A 25,062-nucleotide genomic window follows, 5' to 3' on the forward strand; every position below is an offset into this window, starting at 1 on the left:
ACTAATTTAGAAAATATCCAGATGAAATGTGTTATTTTTGTAAAAGACTCATCATCATCATGGCAGAACCTATTTATAACGACGATAGTATCAGATCTCTCGACTGGAAAGAACATATCAGGCTGCGTCCGGGTATGTATATCGGTAAGCTGGGCGATGGTTCTGCACAGGATGATGGAATCTATGTATTGCTTAAAGAAATTGTTGATAATTCTATTGATGAGTTTGTTATGGGCTCTGGCAGAACGATAGACGTTACCGTGTCAGATTCTAAAGTTAATGTAAGGGATTTTGGCAGGGGTATACCTTTAGGTAAGGTTATAGATTGTGTATCCAAGATCAATACGGGTGGTAAATACGACAGCAAAGCTTTCCAGAAATCGGTAGGTTTAAACGGTGTAGGTACTAAGGCCGTTAATGCACTTTCTGCAAATTTTGTGGTACAGTCTTATCGTGATGGTAAAACTAAAAAAGTTGAATTTTCTAAGGGTGAGATCATCCTTGAGCATGATATCATAGATACTACCCAGCGTAATGGCACTGCAATAACCTTTTATCCCGATGAAAGTATTTTTAGGAACTACCATTACATTTCTGATTTTGTAGAAAGCATGATCTGGAATTATGTTTTCCTGAATACGGGCTTAACTGTTAACTTCAATAACCAAAAATATTTCTCTGAAAGGGGCTTGTATGATCTTCTTTCAAAATTCAATAAGCCTGAAGAGCTTCGCTACCCAATTATACACCTAATTGGTAATGATATTGAGGTAGCGATGACGCATGGTCAGCAATATGGTGAGGATTACCACTCTTTTGTAAACGGTCAGCACACCACTCAGGGCGGAACACACCAGGCCGCTTTCCGCGAAGCGGTAGTCAAAACCATTCGTGAGTTTTATAAAAAGGAATTTGATGCATCTGATGTTAGGGCCTCTATTATAGCTGCAGTATCGGTACGTGTACAGGAACCAGTATTTGAATCGCAAACCAAAACCAAACTGGGCTCTCAGAACATGGGCCCGGAAGGTCCTTCCGTACGCACGTTCATCAACGATTTTGTTAAGAAAGAACTGGATGATTACCTTCATAAGCATTCTGACGTAGCTGACGCCCTGTTAAAACGTATCATGCAATCAGAAAGAGAGCGCAAAGATATTGCAGGTATCAAGAAACTGGCTAATGATAGGGCCAAGAAAGCGTCCTTGCACAATAAAAAGCTGAGGGACTGTAAAGTACATTTCAACAGTACCCACGATAAACGTTACGAGACTACGCTATTCATTACCGAAGGGGATTCTGCTTCAGGATCTATCACCAAATCAAGAGATGTGGATTGTCAGGCTGTATTCAGCTTAAAGGGCAAGCCATTAAATTGTTATGAGCTTACAAAAAAGGTGGTTTATGAGAATGAGGAATTCAATCTATTACAGCATGCGCTGAATATTGAGGACGGACTGGAAGGCTTGCATTACAATAATATTGTAATTGCTACAGATGCCGACGTGGATGGGATGCACATCAGACTATTAATGATGACTTTTTTTCTGCAATTTTTCCCTGACCTGGTTCGTGCCGGCCATGTTTACATTTTGCAAACACCGTTGTTTCGTGTACGTAATAAGAAAGAAACTATTTATTGCTACAGTGATGACGAGCGAAAGAAAGCAATAGTAAAACTAGGCAACAAGCCTGAAATCACCCGGTTTAAAGGATTGGGAGAAATTTCGCCAGATGAGTTTGGGCTGTTTATAGGTAAAGACATCCGGCTTGATCCCGTGATCTTAAAGGATCAAACGATTAAGAATCTGCTGGAATACTATATGGGTAAAAACACGCCCGACAGGCAGCAACATATTATCCGTAACTTAAGGGTAGAAAAAGATACAGTTGAAGAGCTTGTTGAATCTGCCTAACTTTCTTCTTTAATTTTTGTCTCTTCAGGATGCTGGGGTGGCAGTACATCTACTTTCTTTTCAACGATAATAATTTTAGTGTGCACTGCATATTTACTTGGTGAAATTCCTTCATCGAACTTTTCTGCATATGCTTGTGTAAACTCTGCTCCAAAATAAAGTATAATAGATGTATAGTAAATCCAAACCAATATCACAATAATGGAGCTTGCAGCACCAAATGTGGAGCCTGGATTACCCTTCTCAATATAGACCCCTATTAAATATTTACCCAGGCTAAAAAGCACAGCGGTAAACAAAGCCCCAACAATCGCCGGTTTCCATTTCAAATTAACATCTGGCAGTACTTTAAAGATGATAGCGAATATAGAAGTAACTACTGCCAGGGTAAGTGTATTGGTAACGATTAGCATAAAAAGCGCTGATACTCTTTCTATCCCTACTTTAGTAGCATAACCGGCCAGTTTATCGCCAATACCTACTACAATACTGTTAAGCACAAGGGATACCAGCAATAAAAACCCTAATGAGGCAATTAAGGAAAAAGAGAGCAACCTGTTGGTAATCAATTTTTTCCATCCACGTTTTGGCACCGCTTTAACTTTCCAGATTTGGTTAATGCTATCCTGTATTTCAATAAATATCGCTGTGGCACCTATCACAAGTGTAATTACCCCGATAACCAAGCCTAAAGTGCTTTTGTCACTTAAATTAGACTGATCTACGAACGACTTCAATTGAGCTGCCGCATCAGATCCAACCATTTGGCTTATTTCAGAGAACAACTCAGACCCAGGATCCATGCGGTCGCCCAAAAACAAGGTAACTGCTGATATTAAAATAATAATTAATGGTGTGAGGGAAAATATGGTATAATAAGCTAAAGCTGCGCTCAACTTCATTACCTTATCTTCTATAAAACCTTTACCTGCGGCTACAAATAGGTGATAAGTAGCCATAAAAAAACACTTTATTTTAGTCAAAATCTTCATTTTTAGAAAGGATAACCAATGCCAATATTATAGATCAAATTCTCTCTTCTCCAACTCTTGCTCCCAAAAGAGACCTGGTCAAGAACCCAGCGCTGTCCTTCAGGAAGGTAAGGTTTCCTAACTGGAAATGCCACATCCAGCCTAATCACAAAGATGGTAGCGTCTAACCGGAGTCCGGCACCTGTACCAACAGCTAGTTCATTCAAGACATTTTTAAACTTAAATTCTGAACCTGGTCTTCCTGCAATTTCCGGACTTGATGACGTAGCCGGAATGCCCCTGTCTTCTTTTCTTAACCAGATGTTACCGGCATCTGCAAATATGGCGCCATACAACACGCTAACTATTTTAAATCGGAGTTCGCTATTTAGCATTAATTTAATGTCGCCTCCCTGATCTGCAAAGCGGATGGTGTCTGATACTTTATAAGTCCCTGGGCCTAATGAGCGGGCTTTAAAAGCTCGAATGTCATTACTTCCACCTGCAAAAAACTGTCTAACAAATGGGAGAGAGGTACTGCTGCCATAAGCATAACCATATCCAAAATTTAGCCGGTTTGCCCAAGTAACCCCGCGGTTTACCTTGTAGTAGTCTCTAAAGTCTGTTTCTAGTCTTACAAATTGGTTTAACGGAACATCAAATATCGATTTTTGTCCCTTTGAATTTTTGGGTGTGAACAGACCCCAAACATTTCCGCCGGTTTCTATAGTACCATTAAAATACATGTTGTTGCGGCGAGATTGTTCCATTTGGTTGGTATAGGTAAAATTGTAATTGCTACCTATAATCAATTGTTTTTGAAGCGTATACCTTAAGCCGGGAATCGAATCATAAAGTCGTAAAGTGTCCACATTTTTGCCAATTATTGGTTGAACGTAGTTCACGGATATCGGGTTAAAAATATGCTCTTTATATTGATTTTCTTTAAAACTGTAACCAAATTCGCCTTTAAAACTGTTTAAGGTGTATAAAGATCCTCTGTTTAACAGTTGATAAGACACAGAAGTGATGGTTTTAGGAATAAACGTATTGGTACTACCGGGCTTATAAAACGGTACAATAAATCTTGGAAATGTTAATTTTGCCTCTCCTGTTAGGGAATATGAGTTTAAGTTTTGTGCAGATTTACCACTAACCTGAGTTTCAAAGCCCCCACTTGCACTAATCTCAAGAATTTCTGCCCCCCTAAAAATGTTTCTTTTAGTTTGCGTAAGTTTTACTTCAGAGCCAACAAAGTTATTGGATTTACTGGTGCCAGTTATGCCAAATGAAAGAGAGTTTTTCTTTAATGGTGTAAGGTAAATATTGAGGTCCAATTGGTTGTTTTTAAAACTGTCGATAGGCAAAAACTCAGCCTTAACATTTTGAAAAGCACCAATGTTAACCATTCTGTTGAGCGATTGGTTATGGTCTTTTCTGTTATAAAGTTCATCCTTTTTAAAGAAAACCAGTCTATCAAACACTCCTGGTTTAAACGTATTTCTATTGTCGTAAATATTGAAGTCCTTATATTTCAATGGCTCCAGTTTTCTCAATTCGTTATCTTTACGTAATGTATAACTTGGATAGATGTTGATGTTTTTAATGGTATAAGGTTTTAAGGCTGCATCTGGTGCAATGTCTTTTACCCGCAGCCTAATGTCTACCAGGTTTTTGCCGATGGTACTGTCTACCTGAAGGATCAGGTAATCCGGACTAAAATAAAAATACCCGGTTTCTTTAAGGTCGTTGTCAATCCTGATCCTTTCATTTTTGTAAACATCAAGGTCGTAAAAGTTGCCCACCTTTAGTAGGGTTTCGCCTTTGTGCTGATTAATAATGTGGGTCAGAGTACCACTGTCTTTAGGAAAGCTGATGCTATTTATCTTATATCGTTGCCCAGTAAGTGCGGTGTAGATAGCCCTACCTTTTTTACCTTTAACTATAGTGTCTCCCGTAACTACAGATTGTAAGTAACCCTGACTGATCAGATAACTTGTTAGTACGTCGTTGTTGTATTTTATCTTAACTTCACTTAATAAAACGGGAGGTTCGCCAAATTTAGTTCTCAACCAATGTTTAAATCCTTTGGGTTTCGTAGGTTCACCCGCCAAATTGTAAAAGAATAGTTTGTATTTAAAGCCTAAAAAAGATTTGTTTGGCTTTGGTCTGGTTTTGCCCTCAAGTGTGGTTCTCACATATTTTTGATCATTAATTCTTTTAGAAGTATCCGGATTAATCTTTACTTGGGCTCCAGTATAAAGCACTTGCCCGGGCTTTAATCCACGAGTGCTACTACATGACGTAATAACCGTAAATACAAAAAGGAATGATAAAAGTCTATATAGGTTTTTCATTTTTTAATTTCTGTTCTTCTGCTTCCTTATTTCTGTTCTCTAGTTCCCGCTCCTTGTTATTCTGTTTTCTTGCCTTTCTTTGTTCTCGCGTCTCTTTCTTTTGAAAAATTTCTTTGAACTTATTGTAGTCAACCACCAATGCAAAACCAAGTCCTGTTTCAACAATCTGACCTTCAACTACGCCCTCATTCTGGTTACGCCTGTAAGCCCTTAGTCTATATCTTCCGTCGGCAGACAGTGCATATTCTACGTTTACATTTCCCGCAATGTTGGTCGATTTCTGATTCTGGGTTGGAGGACCCTCCAATCCGAAAGAGCTACCAACAGTAACGGTTAGCCTGTCATTTAATAGTTTCTTAGACAAGCCAACTTCCAGATCTGTTTTTTGTTCCAACGACCCGGTTGAGTAATCTTCTGATGAATTTACGCCAAAGTTAATGTCAACACCCTGAATTAAATCAGAAGCCAGGTTATTCAACTGCTCAGTAAGCAGTTTGCTCACACTGGAACGTGCAAGTGTGGATACACCACCACCGCCGCCGGCTAAACTTTGGAATGGATTCTCGGCAATGAACCTATTTAGCGCTAGCAATGCAAATACTTGTTTGTTCAATTCATTTTCATCCTGGTTTACACGTTGTATGCGGGTATAAACTATACCACCTAAAGCTCCCCGCTCATTCTCAGGTAAATCCAAACGGAAGGATATAGATGGTTTCAATAACTCATCTTTCATCATCAGGTAAACCTGAAACGGCAGCTTGGTTTTTGCAGGGGTATTTGTAGGGTCATTCAATAAATCTATTGGCGCAGCATTTACCTCATATAATGCGGTAAGGTTTACATTGGCCGACATTGGATCTCCCGTCCATACAATTGCGCTGCCCTTTACCAATTTAAAAGCTTTCTTGCCCAGTGGGCCAACTGACAAGTTATACGACCCATCCGTAATTTCATACCTTCCTGTTAAGCTGGTCTTGCCACTTGGGTCCATGGTAGCTACCAGATTGGCATCACCTCTAACTTTCAAGGCGTCACCATTTGAAGGATCTACTATCACGTTTAATTCTGCTTCTGGGTCTACCGTTAGGTTAGCGCTTAAATTAATTCCTTTGATTGGCGATTTGCTGATACTATCTCCATTCAATGCTTTTTGCCCGTTAAATGGAGCAGCGTCTGCGTCTATGAATTGTACAATTCCTTCCTGATCAATTATTGAAGGATCATTAACCGGCATAGCAAAATAAAACTTAGTGCCTTTCTCCACTTTTACAGCCATGTCTACATTGGGCTGGTTTAAATCACCCCGCACTTTAACATTGCTGGTCAGGTAAACAGTCCCATAGATCATGTCATTATCAGCAGCAGTAGAATTCATCACCCTGAAATTATCTGAAGCAATATCCATGTTAAACCTAAAATTGGTATAATCAGAAGTCAGGATACCACCATTAACCGTGAATTTTTTACCCAATGAATCCAAAACAGTAAAGTCGTTAAAGTTCAGGCCTGTATTGGTAAAACTGAGGGTTTCATTAGGCATTCTAAAATAGGAGTTTACATAGTTCGCAGTAAATGCAGCCTGGTTAAATTTAATATCTCCCAGTACTTTTGGTGCTAGTACAGCACCCTTAACACTAAGCTGTCCAGTAATGGTGCCTGATCCATTTTTGATCTGACCCATAGAGAGGCTTTGCAGCGACTTTAAATCTATCTTGTCAATATTCAACGTCAAATCCAGCGCATTTTCTGTATTGGTGTAATAGAATCCATTAACTCTAATCTCGTGAACTCCCGTTAAAGCAATATTTGTCTCGAATGCATTTGCAGTATTGTTATTCACTGCAATGCGTAATGTTCCAAGCTGGTCTTTTTGATAGCGCAACTGATCTACCGTTAGGTTTGCTTCAAACTTAGGATTGCTAATTAAGTCTTTTACGTTTACTATACCGTTAATTGATCCTCCTGCAAGTGCAGTATCCTGCTTAGCAAATTTAGTTAAAGTCTCAATTCTGAAATCTTTGAATTCAACAGTAAGCGGCGAGTTTGGCGTATTGTCGGTGCTGTTAATTCGAAGTATCTGACCACCCTGACTTAGGTTGAAGTTGTGGGCCAGAATACCCGACTGCCCAAATTGCAGGTAATTGTCTGCCGATACCGCCCATTTTTGGTAATCCAATAATAACTTGTTTGGGTCAAAGCTAAACTGGTAATTTTTATTCAAAGATTTGAAGTTACCAGCCAGAACATATTTGTTTTTCATTTTACTGTCGCGCAAGAACAGATTAAGTCCCAGTAAATTATTTGCTGCGCTACCGCTAATTTCAGAGTTGTATAAAGCGATAGACGGACTTTGAACACTTTTAATCGTTAGTTTATAGTTTAGTTGCTGATTGTTATTGTCGATATTCAGTCTGGAGCTGTCTACTTTGTAGCCACTATATACCAACTGAGGAAAAAAAGCATGAATTAATAAACTGTCCTTCTTTGTGTCAATTAATCCACTCATGCTAGATGGAGAGAACGTGGTTAATGCCGGGATTAGGTTGCTTAAAAATTTGGGGTTGTAAAAGTTCACGCTAAATCTAAAGCGCTGATCGGGAATTTTAGCGACCTCACCAAACTGATAGTACTTATTAATTTGGTTAATAAATGCACTTCCCAAATTGGTAAGCTGATACTTGCCATCTACACGAGCACTCAGTACTTCAGATTTTAAAGTAAATAAGTTGTGTTCTGCTGAAGCCTCTGAGTGTACATCAATGGTGTCAAGATTAAACTTCTTACCTTCTTTTACCAGCTGCAAACTTCTAATACTAATATCCCCATTTAAATAATCAGGATCAGCAGTCTTAATATCAGCAGTAACCAATCCTGCAAGTTTAAATTGAGTGGTGCTAAAATTCAGTTTCTGCAGGTCTAGTTGTTTTAGATTTAGGTCGGCTTTAACTGACGGATACTTACCCGCCAAATTTACTGCAGCAATTAAGCTGAAATTAGCATTGGTATCGGCCATGCTGCTTTTCAGGTTTAGCTTTTGACCGGCGTAATTACCGCTCAGCAACAAATTTCTGAAAGTGTATTTATTATAATAAGCACTTACTACCTGTGCATTCACCTTTGCCGAAGCTTTTTTCATATCCAGTCCGGTTCCGCTAACGGTAGCCTTTGCTGTGATTCTTCCTAGTTTAGGCTGCATTTTTAACAACCTGCCAACATTGAAATTTTTAAGGTTAATATTGGCTGCATACTGTTCCCTGCCTTTAGGACCTTTCATTTTGGCCACAAGTTTTGCCGATCCCATATCAGTACTGATATTGAGGGCTGTATTAAAGTTAGTCATAGACCCTTTAAATTTTCCATTTGCTGCAATCACATTCGGCAATTCGATGGAAGCCGGTAAAGATTTTTTAGGAATCACAATTAACAGGTCTCGTTTTGTTATTGAGAACTTTTTAATGTTCAGGTCCAGATAAGTTTTATTCACATCAGGCAAACCTTTAACCGTTCCACTTACATCAATGTAAGTGCTTTTTAAGCCCGTAACCTGCAGTTTAGGGATACTAAGGTTGCTCATGTAACCATTAACTACTGCATTAACCCTAATTTTTTCATTGCGGTAATTGGCAGGCACAGCTGTGCTGAAATAGGTAGCGTCTTTAAGTCCTATTACCGTATTGCTTAAATTCATGGCAATTTTGACGCGCTCAGGATGTTTGGTCAGGTCTTCCAATGAAGTGAATGCTAACTTCGTGTTGTTTTCTATAGTCGTGTTAGGGGTCTTAGCCAGTAAATTTTCAATAAGGATCTGTTTGTCGGAATAAACCACATTCCCTTGTAATTTATTTAATTGAAATCCGCTCTTTTCATGAAATGAGCCCGACTTAACTCTTACCCTTATTCCACTTGTACTGTAACCCAAGGCTTCGGCAACAAGTTCAAAATTACTGATCTTTAAATGTTTAAAGTCCATGCCCTTAACAGGTTTCGCAGAGGTATTGTCGAACTGTATGTTGTTTTCGGCAAGACTCAATTTATTTACAGTTAAAGAAATCGGGGTGCTTTTTGTGGTAGTAGCTGCATTTGATGATGACGTAGCAAGTTTAACCGCACTCATAGCAAATAGGACGGTCGACTTATTCAATGCTGTTTCATTCAAGCTATATTTTCCGTTTTTTACATCAGCAACCATATCGCCCAGCGAAAACTCATTTAGGTTTACGGTGGCTTTGCTACCCGGCATCTTAAAATCAACAAGTGTGTTGTTGATTTTTCCGGTAGCAAGCTTATAGTTGTTGTTGGTCAAATCCATAACTAGTTTTTCCAGTTCCAGACTATTTAGGTCAACCAGGGTGTTCATACCAGAGGTTTGGTCGTCAAAATCAACTTTAATTTTCTTAAATGAAAAGTCCTGTACTTCTATAAGGGGCAGCTTGCCTGAATCAGTTTTTGCGGTATCAATACTATTTATAATGTGAGCAGCCAGTTCTGTAAGCGGTTTTTGCTGTAGGTATTTAACAAATGTGTTTTTCAGAGATAAGGTTTTGATGACATAATGTTGATTAGCCAGATCAAAATCCTTCAATTTTGCATTGAATTCTCCCAGGTTTAGTTTAAGGTCGTTGCCGGCAACATCATCATGATAATTGATACCGATGTCTTCGAAACTAACTTTATCAATAGAAAATTTCAACGTGGAAGTGCTGTCTTTGCTGACCTGTTTTTCAGGTTTTGTTTGCTCAGACATAAATGCGTCCACTAAAAAGGAAAAATTAAAGGCAGTATCAGGGTTTATACGTGTTACATTAGCCCTAATCTTTTGAAGCGAAATGTTGTTGATTTCCACTTTGTTACTCAAAAGTTTCAGCAGGCTTATATCTACCGTAAGCTTTTGGGCATAAAGGAGCGTATCGCCCTTTTTATCTTCAATGTAGAATTTGTTTAGAACAACATCCTTAGGAAGCGCTATATGGATGCTTTCAAGCCTAACTTCTGTTTTTGTTTTGTTTTTTAGATAACTAATCGCTTTATCTTTCACAAAGTTTTGAACGGCGGGGATGTTTAAAGAAAGAGCAAGTAACACAACCAGTATAATAATACTGGCAATCACCCATAAGATAACTTTTAAACTTTTGCGTATATATTTATTCAACCTAAGAAATTTGAAGATTAGCTAGTTATATAATAACCAAAACCATGCCATTGGGTTATATAACACGCAATTTTTACGTATGTTTAGATATGGATCAAAAAACTTTTATTATCAGTTACCAAACTTTCCATAACCTGGATGCCCTGAATCAGGAAGATCAATTGTTATGTAACCTAGCGAAAAAGGCGCTGGATTCTTCCTATTCTCCATACTCTAAATTCAGGGTTGGTACTGCAATTCAGTTGGCCAATGGTGTAGTAATTACTGGTAGTAATCAGGAAAACGTAGCTTATCCTTCAGGACTCTGCGCAGAGCGGGTGGCGCTGTTTACTGCCGGCGCAACACATCCAAATGTGGTTATCGAGAAAATGGCAATTACCGCGCGTAGCGAAGATTTCGAGATTGCCAGGCCCATAGCTTCTTGTGGGGCCTGCCTACAGGTAATGGCGGAATTTGAGCAGCGGCAAAAAAAGGAAATAGAAGTACTTTTTTACTGCTTAAATGGGCAGATCATTAAAGCAAAGGGAATTAAAAACCTGCTGCCTTTTGCTTTTGTAGAGGATCGATTGGTTAAATAAATAATCCACAGCATACTGTTGGAAACTTCTGTTCTTAAAATCTATATCCAACCCTTATATTTACGGAATCCAATCCTTTTTTGATGAGTGACGAAATAGAAAACAACGTAAACGAAGAAAGTACGCATACCGTAATTCCTATTAACGGGCTTTACGAAAACTGGTTCCTCGATTACGCATCTTATGTAATTCTTGATCGCGCGGTACCACACATCAATGATGGATTAAAGCCGGTGCAACGTCGCATCATGCATTCTCTTAAGGAAATGGATGATGGCCGCTTCAATAAAGCGGCCAATGTGATTGGTAATACCATGAAATATCACCCTCACGGTGATGCTTCTATCGGTGATGCCATGGTGCAAATTGGTCAGAAAGACTTGTTAATCGATTGTCAGGGAAACTGGGGCGACCCGATAACTGGTGACAGTGCTGCGGCACCCAGGTATATAGAAGCCAGGCTTTCTAAATTTGCGAATGATGTAGTTTTTAATCCGGATACTACCGTTTGGCAGTTAAGTTATGATGGAAGAAATAACGAGCCCATTACACTTCCCGTTAAGTTTCCGCTATTGCTGGCACAGGGAGCAGAAGGTATTGCAGTAGGATTGGCTACTAAGGTAATGCCGCATAACTTTATCGAGCTGCTTGATGCCTCTATTGAGGCATTGAAAGGCACTAGGCCTAATATTTTACCAGATTTCTTTACCGGGGGTATGGCAGATTTTTCTGCTTATAATGAGGGAATGAGGGGTGGCAGGATCAGGGTACGTGCCAAAATTACAGAAAAGGACAAGCGTACGCTTGTCATCACTGAAGTTCCTTACAGCACCACAACCGGCTCCGTAATAGACAGCGTACTTTCTGCCAACGATAAGGGAAAGATTAAGATTAAGAAGATAGAGGACAATACCGCAAGGCATGTGGAGATCGTTATTCATTTAGCACCCGGCATCTCACCCGATGTAACAATTGATGCATTGTATGCATTCACTTCCTGCGAGGTTTCGCTATCACCGAACACTTGTGTGATCCAGAGCGATAAGCCTAATTTTTTAAGTGTTAATGATATTCTGGTTCAGAATACACAACACACAAAAGGGTTGTTGAAATTGGAACTGGAAATTAAGCTGCATGAGCTTCAGGAAAAGATATTTTTCAGTTCCTTATTAAAGATCTTTATACAAGAGGGGATGTATAAGCATCCAGAATACGAAAACGCAGTCAATTTTGAGATGGTTGTGGAAGTTTTAAATAGGTTATTTGCACCTTTCAAAGACCAGCTTTACCGCGAAATACAAGCCGAAGATCTAAAGAAACTGATCGATAAACCGATGAGTAGCATTACCCGCTTTGATGTGAAGAAAGCAGACGATCAAATGAAAGCGCTTGCTGATGAGATCAAAGTAGTGAAAAATCATTTGAAACACCTAACTGATTATGCCATTGCCTGGTTCCAAAAATTAAAGGATAAATACGGAAAGGGTAGGGAGCGTAAAACGGAAATTAGGTTGTTTGATAGGGTAGAGGCTTCTAAAGTGGCTTTGGCCAACGTAAAACTGTACATGAACAGGGAAGATGGCTTTATTGGAACAGGGTTGCGTAAGGACGAGTTCATTGCGGACTGCTCAGATATAGATGAGATTATTGTATTTAGGGAAGATGGTAAATGCGTCATTACCAAAGTAGCAGATAAAACGTTTGCTGGTAAAGGTATTCTCCATGCGCAGGTATTCAAAAAGAACGACGAGCGCACGGTCTACAACCTCATTTATAAAGATGGCGGAACAGGTATTTCCTATGTTAAACGGTTTGCTGTAGTAGGCGTAACCCGCGATAAGGAGTACGACCTGACTAAAGGCAGCAAAGGCTCTAAAGTGTTGTATTTTAGTGCTAATCCTAACGGGGAGGCTGAAGTAGTTACCGTCCAGCTTAAGCCGCATACCAAGTTAAAGAAACTGCAGTTCGATCTTGATTATGCAGAAATTGCGATTAAAGGTCGCGGATCACAGGGAAATATCCTTTCTAAGTATCCTGTTAAAAAGATTTTGTTCAAGAGTAAAGGTGTATCTACTTTGTCTGGCTTAAAGATTTGGTATGATTCCTTGTTAAGGAGGTTAAATGTAGATGGAAGGGGTAAGTATCTCGGCGAATTTGATGGCGACGATAAAATCCTTCAGGTGCATAAAGATGGATGGTATGAACTGAGTACTTTTGAATTGAGCAATCACTTTGACGCTGATTTAATCCTGATCCAGAAATTTGAACCGGAAAAACCTTTTGCCCTTGTACAATATGAGGGTAAAGCCAAAAACTACTTCGTAAAACGTTTCTTGTTTGAACCTATAGCCGTTGGCCGTAAAGGTGGAATGATCAGTGAAGAAGCCGGATCTAAGTTTATGTATTTGACCAGCAATCCCGCTGCGATGCTGACTGTAGAGGTATTAAAAGGTAAAACACAAACTCCCGAAACTTTGGAAGTGGTGCTGGCAGATTTTATTGATGTAAAGGGCATAAAAGCTAATGGAAACCGCCTTTCTCAACATGATGTTAAGCACATCAGCATCGCTAACCATGAAGAAATTGAATTGGAATTAGAACAGAAGCCCGTTGCTGCTCCAGTTTTAAATGCTGAAGAAATAGCTGCTGAAACTGAGTCCGAGGATGATGAGGTGCAGGAAGCTGATTCTCTTGAGGAAAATGTTTCTGACGAAAGTACTTCAGATGATCACCTTACCATTGAAGAAGTAAAAGAAGTTCCTCCTGCAAAATCTGTCGACTTTGAGATCACAAATCCTGACGATATTGATATTGACGATAAAGGGCAGACTAAATTATTTTAGTTCTGCTTCCTCGATTCTTGCATTGGATTTCCGCCACTGGATGCACCTCTTGGAACTGTCTGTTGTTTGAACAGATCAAATCTGGAAGGTTTTAGTGTTCTGGGCCAGCTGTTGTTGTTTTCGTCAATATCAGCTGTTTCACGGTAAGGATCAAGCTGAACAGAAACCACTTCTTTGTCTTTTGCAAAAACCTTAGTCACTTTATTCTCATTCATCCTCCAGATATAGGCCGGAATCCTGTCTACTTCCTTGGTGCCGTCTTTATAGGTCCACTCTACAATAATTGGCATCACCAAACCGCCAACATTGCTAAAGCTCAACTCATAAAAATTCTTTTTGCTTTCATAAAGGCTTTTTTCTTTATCGTTAAGCGTATTGTAATAGGTTTGGAATTCCTGATCAGCAGTTTTCCCAACCTCAAACCTGTTAAATTTATTGTAAAAGTCTAGTAAGCTGGTATCTTGCTCTACAGCAAACTTAACCCCGGCAACCTTATTGCGTTCCCTTCCAATATATTTATTGTCGCGTTCATAAACAGTTTTTTTGTCCACATTCTCAGTAGCTTGTTTCATGCTGTTCATCCGGTAAAAGCGAACGCTATCCAAAGAAATGTCTACAGGATCAGTACCATAAAACCAACCTCTCCAAAACCAATCTAAGTCTACAGCAGAAGCATCTTCCATAGTTCTGAACAGATCTGCAGGTGTAGGGTGTTTAAATGCCCAACGTTTTGCATATTCTTTAAATGCGTAGTCGAACAGTTCCCTGCCCATAACTGTTTCACGTAAAATGTTAAGTGCAGTTGCTGGTTTAGCATAAGCATTTGGTCCGAAATTGACAATTTGCTCAGAGTTGGTCATGATCGGCTCTAATTGATTTTTAGGCATTTTCATATAGTCGACTATCTTATGTGCCGGCCCTCTGCCAGAAGGATAATTGTTATCCCATTCCTGCTCCGCCAAAAACTGGCAAAAGGTATTCAATCCCTCATCCATCCAGGTCCATTGCCTTTCATCAGAGTTCACAATCATCGGAAAGAAATTGTGACCAACCTCATGGATAATTACACCAATCATCCCCAATTTAACAGCTTCCGTATAAGTCCCGTCTTTTTCAGCGCGGCCGTAATTAAAGCAGATCATGGGATATTCCATTCCATTCGATGCCTCAACAGAAATGGCCACCGGGTATGGATATGGAATGGTGTGTTTAGAATATACTTTTAGTGTATGGGCAACTACCTTAGTAGAATATTTGTTGTACAGTGGATAAGCTTCCGGACCATAGTAAGACATGGCCATAATCTTTTTGCCTTCTATATAAGTTGCCATCGCATCCCAAACAATACGTCTGGAAGATACCCAAGCAAAATCACGAACGTTCTCTGCAGCGTAGCTCCACGTTTTCTTGGCAGTGGAATGCTTGCCCATTGCCGATTTTACTTCTGCCAGATTTACAATTTCCACTGGAGTTTTAGCAGTTTGTGCTTCATTCCATCTTTTCAAGCTGGAGGAACTAAGCACCTGTGCATAATTTTGGCATTGTCCTGTAGCACCAACAACATGATCTGCCGGAACGGTCATGTTCACTTTGTAATTTCCGAAAGCAAGGGCGAACTCGCCCCTTCCTTCAAATTGTTTGTTTTGCCATCCTTGAAAATCTGAATAAACTGCCATACGGGGAAACCACTGGGTCATGGTAAAAAGATAGTTGTCATCTTCCGCAAAATACTCATAACCGCCTCTTCCACCTATAGTAGTTCGGTCTGATATCTTGTAGTTCCATGAAATCTTCAATATGTATTTTTGTCCGGGTTTAAGCACAAAGGGTAAATCTATCCGCATCATCGTGTTGTTGATCACGTAAGGGATTGCTTTGCCAGCCTCATCCGTTAGTTTAACAATCTTTACCCCAAAATCATTTTCTGCCCTAACAATATTGGAAAGCGTAGCATAGGTCATCTTATCCGTCATCTTACTTTGCTCGGTAAGCTTATTGTCGCTGGTTGCTTTGTGCTGGTTCTCGTCCAGTTGCACCCAAAGATAGCTTAGGGGATCAGGGGAATTATTGGAGTAGGTTATCGTTTCAGAACCGGTTAGCAATAACTTTTTTTCATCCAGTTCTGCATTAATTACATAATCCGCGCGTTGCTGCCAATAAGCAGAACCCGGAGCACCAGATGCCGTTCTGTAAGAGTTTGGTGTAGATAATGAAGTGCCCAGCTGTTCAAATTTATTGCCATGGTTGGAGCCAGGATTATTGAGCATTTGTGCAAAAGAGCAGGTGCCCATTACAATTGCAGAAAGGAAAAGTATAAGTTTCTTCATAAGTGTCATAAAATTACAGAAAGCCGCTCTGCCGCCATAATAAAGGAGATCCCAAATATAGCTGAAGAAAGGAAAAATGTCCAGTTCCATAGCTTAATTTTTACAAGCGCGACTAAAATAAAGCCAAAAATCAATGTTAATGTTACAATTACAACTTGCCCCACCTCCAAGCCTATATTAAATGCCAATAATTCTGCTACAATACTGGTGCTTTTACCTAAAAGACTTTTTAAATAGTTAGAAAATCCCATTCCATGGATCAAACCAAATGCTAAAGCCAGAAAATATTTGAGTCTGATGCTTTTAGGTTTAGTTTTTTTACTTAAGATATTGGTCAGCGCAGTAATCAAAATGGTAACCGGGATTAAAAATTCTATAACTGCTGTATTAATGTGAACCAGATTGAATACGCTTAGGGCCAGCGTTAAACTATGACCAATAGTAAAAGCAGTAACCAAGATTAATACTTTTTTCCATTCCCTTAGGGTATAGACGCCGCATAATGCCATCACAAATAGGATGTGGTCGTAACCATTCCAATCTAAAATATGTTGCCATCCTAAGTCAAAATAAAGGGAAAAATCCTGCATTGCGCTTTAATTTGTAAATTTGACTAAAGATTGAAAGCAATCCTGATATTTCCAATAAGATTCAATTATGTTACAACAACTTTTATTAGTTTGGTTTGCCTTACTTCACCCGTTCTATGTGAGTGTTACTGAGATTGAGCAGAATCAGAAAACCAAAATAGTACAGGTAAGCACGCGTATTTTCTTTGACGACCTTGAAAAAGCCATAGATAAGAAATACAACACCAGCATTAATATCTTAAAACCTAGAAACAAGCAGCAGGTAGATCAGCTGATAAGTGCCTATGTAAAGGGTCATTTAAAGATCAAAGCCAATGGTGTTGAGCTTAACCTGAAGTATATAGGCTATGAAATAGAGGAAGAAGCGGCCTGGTGTTATTTTGAGACTTCAGCTGCTCCACCAGTTAAGAAGTTCAGTATCCAGAATAATATCCTGTTTGAACAGCATGATGCTCAAATCAATATGATCCATGCCATTGTAAATGGTAAGCGTCAAAGCACAAAACTCGACAATCCTGATGGGATGGCCGAGTTTTCATTTTAAGTATCATTGCTGTTTGTCATTGCGCGCTATTTGTCATTGCGAGGAACGAAGCAATACACTGCACGATGAGATTGCTTCGTTCCTCGCAATGACAAGGTGCTCGCAATGACAAGCGGTTGGCAATGACAAGCGGTTGGCAATGACAAGGGGCTCGCAATGACAAACAGTAATGACAAACAGCAATAACAAGGGGCTCGCAATAACCTGGTGCCACCAAAAGCCCTATGTATTACTGGTATTGGATATAAATAGGAGCCGGTTTCAATTTCAATAATTCTTCCGGTGTCATTAAGCGATTAGGTGTTTTTTTCAAATCATTTTTATAGAACAATTTGAATCCGGTAAACTGAACCGGCTCAGAGAAAATGAAGTATCTGTAAGTGCCAATCTTAAGATCAGGCTCGCCCCAACCATCCATGTGCATTACAATTTGTACTTCAGGACGAAGTTTAATGTTTTTATAATTGGTTACCATCTTTTTAGTGAATCGGTGAACAGTAAACACTTTTGGAGGCAAGTTGTATTTTTTAACCAGGTTAGCCAGGTATTCAGAACAATAGTTGATATCTGCAGCATCATAAGTTCCTATTTTTTTACCCGGTAGGGTACCATCTTTCATAGAGAATTCAGGGTCAATACCTAAATGCACCTGAGGCATTTTTAGGTATTTTTCAATCCTTGGCAACTCAGCCCTTATAGTACTTAACGCTACCTGTAAATCAAGAAATACGATCGCATTTTGCATCTTTGCTATTTTTAAAACAGAATCAATCTGTTTATCACCCATGCGGTTAATGTATTTTCCATCTTTTCCTGGTGTACCACTTGCAACAGCTGCAATGTAATGTACACCTGGTTGAACAGGAGTTGAGGGATCTGCTTTTTCCCAATGTTTAATCTCTTTATTTAAGCGACTCCACATCTCTTTCGGTGCATATTCGCCAAGGGCACCCATTTTTTTAGAATGAAGATTACCGTAATAGACAACGATACGCTTAAACGGCAATATTGCACCAGCAAGTGGGTAAGGCTGGTTTTTTACCGGCCATCTCCCTGTAGTATCGCCATTGGCTAATTTTTTGATCTTTGCATTATATTTTGCAGTATCAACTGGCTCGCGCACGGTTCCAACTTCAGCTTCTACAGTAGAATCTCCAGATGTTGCAGTAGATTCTTTGCTGCCGGCTTTTTTTGTTTCAGAAGTACAACTGGTAGATAAGCCGATTGAGAACAATCCGACCATGAGCATCCCTGCTAACTGGGGTAATTTCATTTTTTATGTTTTTATTAAGGTAAGATTATGCGTTCCCATTAGGCTGAGGGCATTTAATAATTTCCTACAAGTATAACACTACTTACAATAATATAAAAGCCACCCTGCTGATATATCTAAAATTAGTTTATAAATGATCAGATCCTTACTACACCGGCCGTTTTCACTGTGGGAGTCTGTGCCTTTGCACCATTGTTATTGCATTTACCAAGCAAGGTCCATATTAAAACGAAAATAATAATTGTTGAAAGGCAGCCTCCGCCAAGCTTCTTAGCACCCCAGGCTGCAATTAATCCCCTAAAAAAGTTGTTCATATTTGCTATTTAGGAAGTTAAACAACGACAAAGCTTATAAGTTTTGAAGATTTCATTTGCATCGATATCTATTTCGCCAATTGTGAACATTAGGTAACCCATCTTGAAAATTAAAACTTGGTTCTTTACTCCATCAGGATAGTACAGGTTGTTTATTCTAAAATTTAATCAGATATTTAGTAATTGACCCCGCATCACGGAAGCTCAGTATTATTAACCAGATATCAACTACGTATGTTACAAGACCAGCCATTTTGGCCTTGGAATTTTTTAGGGCACCTTCATCCTCTTGTTGTGCATTTTCCAGTCGCCTTACTGGTGTTTGCGGCATTTTTAGAGCTTTTTACCTTAAAAAAGTATCAGTCTAAATTCCGCGCAGGCATAGATATATTAATTATTATTGGGGCAATATCCGCGGTATTTGCGGTGTTGTTCGGACTCCTGCTCTATAAATATGGCGATTACTCAGGTAATATTCTTAACATACATTTATATACTGGTAGTGCTACGGCAGTACTCAGTTTAATTACCGTAGCCCTATTGCGCATGGTAAGTAAAAAGCAGACAGCATCCACTGTTAAATTATATAGAACCTTGTTGTTTTTTACCGCTATTGGCGTTTCCGTAGCCGGACATTTTGGTGCCAGTTTAACACATGGTGATGATTTCATCTCCTCTACCTTACCATGGAATGGAGATTACCAATCAGGGAGCAGTGGTAATTTTAGTCTGGCCAGTTTTCAAAATGATACCGCCAAGCTTAGCAAACAACAAGAAGCGGAACTGAATACTGAGGTCAGGGCTATTTTGGCACACAATTGCTACAAATGCCATGGTGAAGAGAAGGTAAAAGGCGATCTTCGTTTGGACAGTAAACACCTGGTGTTCAAAGGGGGAGAGGATGGACCGGTTATCGTACCCGGAAATGCTTCAGAAAGTGAATTGTTCAGAATCAACCTTCCTATAGATCATAAGGATGTTATGCCGTCTAAAGGCAAAAAACTTCAGGATAAGGATATTGCTACCATTAAGTTTTGGATCGACAAGGGAGCGCCCTGGCCAGATGATGGAAGCAAGCAAGTTATTTATCGGGTAGCCAAATTGGAACCTCGTAATCCTGTGCTTCCGGCAGTAAGCAATGGACTTTCTAATCCTATAGATCTTTGGACTAACGTATACTTTAAAAAGAACAACATTAAATGGGATAAACCTGTTGAGGATCAGATTTATCTAAAGCGGATCTATTTGGACATTATAGGTCTATTGCCAAGTCCTCAGGATTTGGATGCCTTTGTTAAAGATACGAGACCCGATAAAAGGGCGATATGGGTGAGAAGACTATTGGATCAGGAAGATGACTATGCTTTGCATTGGCTTAGTTTCTGGAATGATGTGTTGAGGAATGATTATACAGGTACCGGATATATTACCGGTGGAAGATTTGATATTACCGACTGGCTTTATAAATCACTCAAAGAGAATAAGCCTTATGATGTTTTTGTAAAAGAACTCATCAGCCCTACCGATGCATCAAAGGGTTTTGTAGAAGGTATTAAATGGCGTGGCGTAATCAATTCCAGTCAGCGTACAGAAATGCAGGCTGCTCAAAATGTATCACAGGTATTTTTGGGCCTCAACTTAAAGTGTGCCTCTTGCCACAACAGCTTTATCAGCGATTTAAAACTAGAGGATGCCTATGCATTTGCCAATATCTTTGCCGATACCACATTGGAAATAAACAGGTGTGATAAGCCCACCGGTAAATTTGTGGATGCCAGGATGCTTTGGAAAGAATTGGGTGCCATTGATGCGAAAGCAACTGTAGCGCAGAAGCGGATGCAGCTTGCAGAGAATTTGATCAAACCAGCAGATGGCAGGCTTTACCGAACCATAGTGAACCGGGTATGGGCGCAATTAATGGGTCGCGGATTGGTGGAGCCGGTAGATGTGATGGACAATGAGCCCTGGAACCAGGATTTGCTGGATTGGATGGCCTTTAATTTTGTAGCCAAAAAAGCAGATGTCAAAGAACTGGTCTATTTGATCGCTACTTCTAACACTTATCAAATGCCTTCCGTAGGCTTTAAAGAAGCAAGCCAGGTTAGTAATCCAAAATATCAATTTAAAGGAATGGCACGTAAGCGGATGTCTGCCGAGCAGTTTACAGATGCGGTAAGCAACATCATATCTCCGGTTTTTGCCGACTCAAATTTGCGGTACAATCCATTTATGAATGCCGCTTATAACAAGATGCCGGTAAAACCCGCATTTGTACGGGCATCATTGGTGGCAAATAATTCTTTCTTAACTGCTTTGGGCCGGCCAAACCGGGAAACAGTAGCGACAAGCAGAGATTCTCAGGCCAACCTATTGCAAGCTTTGGAGCTAACGAACGGTGGGCGTTTCAATTCCGTATTGCTTCAGGGTGCGCAAAACTGGAAAGCAAAATTCAAGAATACGGATCAGTTGATTGATGAAATCTATCAAAAAACACTGGGGCGGAAACCTGCAGCTCAAGAGTTTAAGCTGGCCAGACAAACCTTGGGGACTGCTCCAAAAGCAGAAGCCATACAAGACTTTTTCTGGGCAATGGTATTGCTGCCAGAGTTTCAAATTATCTACTAAAGCATGAGGCGTAAATCAAATCCAATCTTCTAAATATGAGCTGGAACAGACGGGAATTTCTAAAGAACACAAGTGCAGCTACACTGGCAGCTATGGCAGCCGGTATACCATTAACCAATTTACTGTCGTCCTGTAACGGAACAAGTAAAAATGCCACTGCAGATACCGTTATCCTGCTTTGGATGGCTGGAGGAATGGCACACACAGATACTTTCGATCCAAAAAAATATACTCCTTTTACCAAGGGGATGGAGGCCAATAGTGTATTGAGTACCTTCAAACCTGTTCCTACAATGCTGGATGGTGTTCATTTTTCTGAAGGATTAGAGTCGATAGGGAAAATAATGGACAAAGGAACACTGATCCGTTCTTATGTTGCCGCCGATATGGGACACATCCTGCATTCCAGACACCAATACCATTGGCATACCTGTTACAAGCCACCTCAATCGGTAGCAGCCCCTCATATTGGTTCCTGGATTTCAAAAGAAATGGGACCTTTAAATTCGGTAATTCCGGCATTTATAGATATTGGTCAGCGGTTTACATTGGGAGAAGGCGAGGAGTTGAAAGCATTCCATACTGCCGGGTTTTTGGGCAATGAATACGGGCCTTTTCTTATTCCAGATCCATCTGCCGGTTTAGAAAGTGTGAGGCCGCCTGTCGGCATGTCTGCCAAGAGATTTGAAAAGCGAAACCAGCTTTACCATAATTTGATTAGTCGGGGCCCAATGGGCGAATACGGGAGCGACTACCAGAAGGAATCCCTAAAAAGATCCATGGAGCAGGCTTACATCCTGCTTAATTCGCCAGAGGCGAAAGCCTTTGATTTAAGTTTGGAGCCTAAAGAGAGCTATGATATTTACAACACAGGGAAATTTGGGCTGGGCTGCCTGATGGCTAGAAGGCTAACGGACCAAGGCGCAAGGTTTATCAGCGTAACTACAGAATATGAGCCTTTTAAAGGATGGGATACCCATGATAACGGTTACACCAGGCTGGTTGATATGAAAAAGCAGATTGACGGACCAGTAGCACAGCTGATTAAAGATTTGGAAAAAAGCGGGAGACTGGACCGTACGTTAGTCATTTTGGCCAGCGAATTTAGCAGGGACATGATGGTAGAGGGTAGGCCAGGACTAAAAGTACAGGAACAAGTTGAGCAACCAAACATCATTACAGACATAAAAAACTACGGTATGCACCGCCACTTTACAGATGGCTGCTCCATGTTGATGTTTGGAGGTGGCATAAAAAAGGGGAGCGTATATGGCAAAACTGCTGATGAGCGGCCATGCAAAACAATCGAAAACCCGATCGTGATTGACCAGGTTCACCAAAGTATTTACCACGCCCTGGGTATTGCACCAGAAACCAATTATGTGATAGAAAAGCGGCCATTTTATACCACTCCAGATGGACTGGGTAAACATGTTCCAGCGTTGTTTGCATAATAAAGTTAATAATTTACTTTAGAACAATAGAAATTGACTGCTGATTACAAACCAGCAGTGGTGAAGAGATCTCCCAGGTAAACACTTTGGGAGATCTCTTTTTTATCATCAGATTGGAAGGCGATGTACACGATCATTCTTTGGTTCAAGAAATCAGGCGGCAAAGTTTGCGTTACGCGGCCATCCGCTCTTTCTGGCCCGGTTAAAGCGATAAAGGCCCTTCCCAAGTCGGGGAAATAGAAAGCGAGCATCGAACGATCCAGGTTTCTGTTTACATCATTATTGATTTTTGTCCAGGTTATTTCTACCGTATTGTGCTGAAAAGACAATTGCAGGTTTTCTGGATTTTTCAAATACCCCTGACTTAAAATTACTTTCGTGTAATTGATGCTGATGTCTGGATACTGCCCTTCAAGTGCTAGGCTGGCATACGCTACTGCCTGATTGTATGCATTCTTTGGCGTGTCTTTCACCATCAGATTAAGCCCGGTATTAAAAAAACCTTTGAGCGGGCTAAGAAACGCGTTAATTACCGTTAATTTATGTCTTTGTGCAATTTGCAATTTGCTGGGTGGTTTTACAGGATAACCAACCTGCCTAATCACGTTTTGTCCTTTAAGGTAATAAGCCACTATGCCACCTACTTTTCCACTAAATCCCATAAAATTTTTTCCGTCAAATTTTCCCATGTTTTTTCTGTTTTTGTTTATGATTTGTTCTTGTTTCCTGCAAAATTAAGGCAGAATATCAGGGAATCCAAGCCTGGAGCAGAACTGTCAACCGTTGTCCAGGTACTGTCCACAAGAGCAACAAGTAGGCAGTCATTAAGCTACAGGCAGTATACCAGGTGCTGTTGGGTCCGTATTTTTGGTATTCATTAAGGAGCCTTTTGAGCTTATTTAATTGTTATTTAGATATACCAATGATGCAGAACCGATACCCGACGGATACCGAATGGATAACCGACGTACGAACCCGTGCCGAAGCCAGGACGAAGCCAGGCCGAAGGCAGACGCTATACCGGGATGCTGCGGAGAAATTGACGGTGCTTGCGGGTAACGGCTTCGCTTAGCACGATGTAGTTGTTTGCTGGTATGCGTGTTGACACGGTATACTTTCTGTTTTTATAGGTGGCCGTAGCGATGTTATCTTTCCTGCAGATGATATCACGGGAGAGTATGAAATAATCCCCATCTGGCAATGCGGTTAATGATTTTTCAATGGTGTGTTCCCATTCTTTCATGATGCCATCGGGCATGCGAGCCCAGCGTTTTTCCTTTTCACTAATGATAATTAGCGGAAGCTCTTCTGGCAGTATAATGATGGGAGGTGTGCTGATTTCATCAACCACAATTTCCTTCTGATTGGCTATTCTTTTTCGGGCTAGTATTGCCCAACGCTCGAAGTAATACAGGTTTACAAAGACAAAGCAAAGAAAAATGATGACAGTATGGATGATTTTTGTGTTGGACTGGAGGAGGTCATAACCAAAAGCACGATAATAGAAGTAGGAGACCAGCGTAGCAATGCTGGTTGGCAGTAAAACACATAAGAGTATTTGATAGAGCCACCTTAAACTTGGGAAGTTCCATGGATAATTACGGTCTAACATTTTAATGAATAAGTAGGTCATTTTAAACAGCATGTAGCTGATCGTTACAGCCGATATCAGCAATAAAAAGAGCGTATCTCCGCTATCAATGGAGAACATGTTTTTACGAGGTAATCTGAAATATAATATGATCACCAGTAGATTGGCCGCAATGAGGCAGACATACCGTTTATTATATTTTATGGGTTCAATTTCTGCGTTAATCCTGTCTAGCGTGTTCAAAATGGGGAGCGTTAGTTAAAATGTAATGAATTGGGAGCGAAATTATAATAATTCCGGATTATTGGGCCAATAAATGGCAAATAAAATTTGTGTAGTTCGCCTGGTGCCAGGTGCAGTTCGCAGGTTTAGCAGGTGCAGTTCGTCGGTTTAATGTGTGTAGTTCACCTGTTTATTGTGTGTATTTCGCCTGTTTGGTAACTAGTGTTGGTAGGTGAAAGGGTTGCATTTGATCTGGTAAACAGTCTATTTGGTCGTTTTAAGCACGTTTTTGACTTTTTAAAGCG

General features: G+C 40.1%; 15 protein-coding genes. 6 read left to right on the forward strand and 9 right to left on the reverse strand.

Annotated features, from left to right (window positions below; translation table 11 throughout):
• Window positions 1-59 precede the first annotated feature (59 nt).
• Window positions 60-1,916 (forward strand): DNA topoisomerase IV subunit B, encoded by a 1,857-nt coding sequence (locus tag ACVWYN_RS16910; protein WP_457290064.1) that lies wholly within the window; start codon window positions 60-62, stop codon window positions 1,914-1,916.
• Here ACVWYN_RS16910 and ACVWYN_RS16915 read toward each other — a convergent pair.
• Genes ACVWYN_RS16915 through ACVWYN_RS16925 form a run of 3 tightly spaced genes read right to left on the reverse strand, consistent with a single transcriptional unit; the run spans window position 1,913 to window position 10,396 of the window.
• On the reverse strand, window positions 1,913-2,875 hold the full coding sequence (locus tag ACVWYN_RS16915) for a YihY/virulence factor BrkB family protein (protein ID WP_457290065.1): 963 nt from the start codon (window positions 2,873-2,875) through the stop codon (window positions 1,913-1,915). The genes ACVWYN_RS16910 and ACVWYN_RS16915 overlap by 4 nt on opposite strands.
• 35 nt (window positions 2,876-2,910) lie before the next feature.
• A complete protein-coding gene (tamL, locus tag ACVWYN_RS16920; RefSeq protein ID WP_457290066.1) occupies window positions 2,911-5,244 on the reverse strand; it encodes a translocation and assembly module lipoprotein TamL in 2,334 nt (777 codons plus the stop codon).
• Window positions 5,228-10,396, reverse strand: coding sequence for a translocation/assembly module TamB domain-containing protein (locus tag ACVWYN_RS16925; protein ID WP_457290067.1), 5,169 nt, complete (start codon window positions 10,394-10,396; stop codon window positions 5,228-5,230). The genes tamL and ACVWYN_RS16925 overlap by 17 nt, the downstream gene beginning before the upstream one ends.
• Before the next feature lie 89 nt (window positions 10,397-10,485).
• Here ACVWYN_RS16925 and ACVWYN_RS16930 point away from each other — a divergent pair, with 89 nt between their 5' ends.
• Complete coding sequence (locus tag ACVWYN_RS16930) at window positions 10,486-10,974, forward strand: cytidine deaminase (RefSeq protein WP_457290068.1); 489 nt, start codon at window positions 10,486-10,488, stop codon at window positions 10,972-10,974.
• A gap of 83 nt (window positions 10,975-11,057) precedes the next feature.
• Window positions 11,058-13,817: a DNA gyrase/topoisomerase IV subunit A gene (locus ACVWYN_RS16935; protein ID WP_457290069.1), complete on the forward strand. Its 2,760-nt coding sequence runs from the start codon at window positions 11,058-11,060 to the stop codon at window positions 13,815-13,817.
• Here the strand turns inward: ACVWYN_RS16935 and ACVWYN_RS16940 are convergent.
• Together ACVWYN_RS16940 and ACVWYN_RS16945 are read right to left on the reverse strand one after the other, a co-directional pair.
• Entirely contained in the window at window positions 13,814-16,144 is a 2,331-nt protein-coding gene (locus ACVWYN_RS16940; protein ID WP_457290070.1) for a M1 family metallopeptidase, read from the reverse strand. The two genes, ACVWYN_RS16935 and ACVWYN_RS16940, sit on opposite strands and share 4 nt — an antisense overlap.
• Before the next feature lie 5 nt (window positions 16,145-16,149).
• Window positions 16,150-16,734, reverse strand: coding sequence for a HupE/UreJ family protein (locus tag ACVWYN_RS16945; RefSeq protein WP_457290071.1), 585 nt, complete (start codon window positions 16,732-16,734; stop codon window positions 16,150-16,152).
• A gap of 67 nt (window positions 16,735-16,801) precedes the next feature.
• On the opposite strand from ACVWYN_RS16945, the gene ACVWYN_RS16950 reads away from it, so the two are divergent.
• Window positions 16,802-17,278 carry a DUF6702 family protein gene (locus ACVWYN_RS16950; protein ID WP_457290072.1) on the forward strand — a complete coding sequence of 159 codons (477 nt, stop codon included), beginning with the start codon at window positions 16,802-16,804 and terminating at the stop codon, window positions 17,276-17,278.
• Between the two features lie 229 nt (window positions 17,279-17,507).
• Here ACVWYN_RS16950 and ACVWYN_RS16955 read toward each other — a convergent pair whose 3' ends face one another.
• Window positions 17,508-18,551, reverse strand: coding sequence for a hypothetical protein (locus ACVWYN_RS16955; RefSeq protein WP_457290073.1), 1,044 nt, complete (start codon window positions 18,549-18,551; stop codon window positions 17,508-17,510).
• A 137-nt stretch (window positions 18,552-18,688) separates the two neighbouring features.
• Window positions 18,689-18,865 carry a hypothetical protein gene (locus tag ACVWYN_RS16960; protein WP_457290074.1) on the reverse strand — a complete coding sequence of 59 codons (177 nt, stop codon included), beginning with the start codon at window positions 18,863-18,865 and terminating at the stop codon, window positions 18,689-18,691.
• A 234-nt stretch (window positions 18,866-19,099) separates the two neighbouring features.
• Between ACVWYN_RS16960 and ACVWYN_RS16965 the strand changes: the two genes are divergently transcribed.
• Both ACVWYN_RS16965 and ACVWYN_RS16970 read left to right on the forward strand, forming a co-directional pair.
• Window positions 19,100-21,490, forward strand: a complete 2,391-nt coding sequence (locus ACVWYN_RS16965; protein WP_457290075.1) for a DUF1549 domain-containing protein — start codon at window positions 19,100-19,102, stop codon at window positions 21,488-21,490.
• Window positions 21,491-21,525: 35 nt separating this feature from the next.
• Complete coding sequence (locus ACVWYN_RS16970; RefSeq protein WP_457290076.1) at window positions 21,526-22,944, forward strand: DUF1501 domain-containing protein; 1,419 nt, start codon at window positions 21,526-21,528, stop codon at window positions 22,942-22,944.
• A 44-nt stretch (window positions 22,945-22,988) separates the two neighbouring features.
• Here the strand turns inward: ACVWYN_RS16970 and ACVWYN_RS16975 are convergent, their stop codons facing one another.
• Both ACVWYN_RS16975 and ACVWYN_RS16980 read right to left on the reverse strand, forming a co-directional pair.
• Window positions 22,989-23,633 carry a DUF6266 family protein gene (locus ACVWYN_RS16975; RefSeq protein ID WP_457290077.1) on the reverse strand — a complete coding sequence of 215 codons (645 nt, stop codon included), beginning with the start codon at window positions 23,631-23,633 and terminating at the stop codon, window positions 22,989-22,991.
• Between the two features lie 326 nt (window positions 23,634-23,959).
• The gene (locus ACVWYN_RS16980) at window positions 23,960-24,778 is read right to left on the reverse strand and encodes a hypothetical protein (RefSeq protein WP_457290078.1); all 819 of its coding nucleotides are present in this window, start codon (window positions 24,776-24,778) and stop codon (window positions 23,960-23,962) included.
• Window positions 24,779-25,062 lie beyond the last annotated feature (284 nt).

It is taken from the genome of Pedobacter sp. UYP24 (assembly GCF_054057295.1).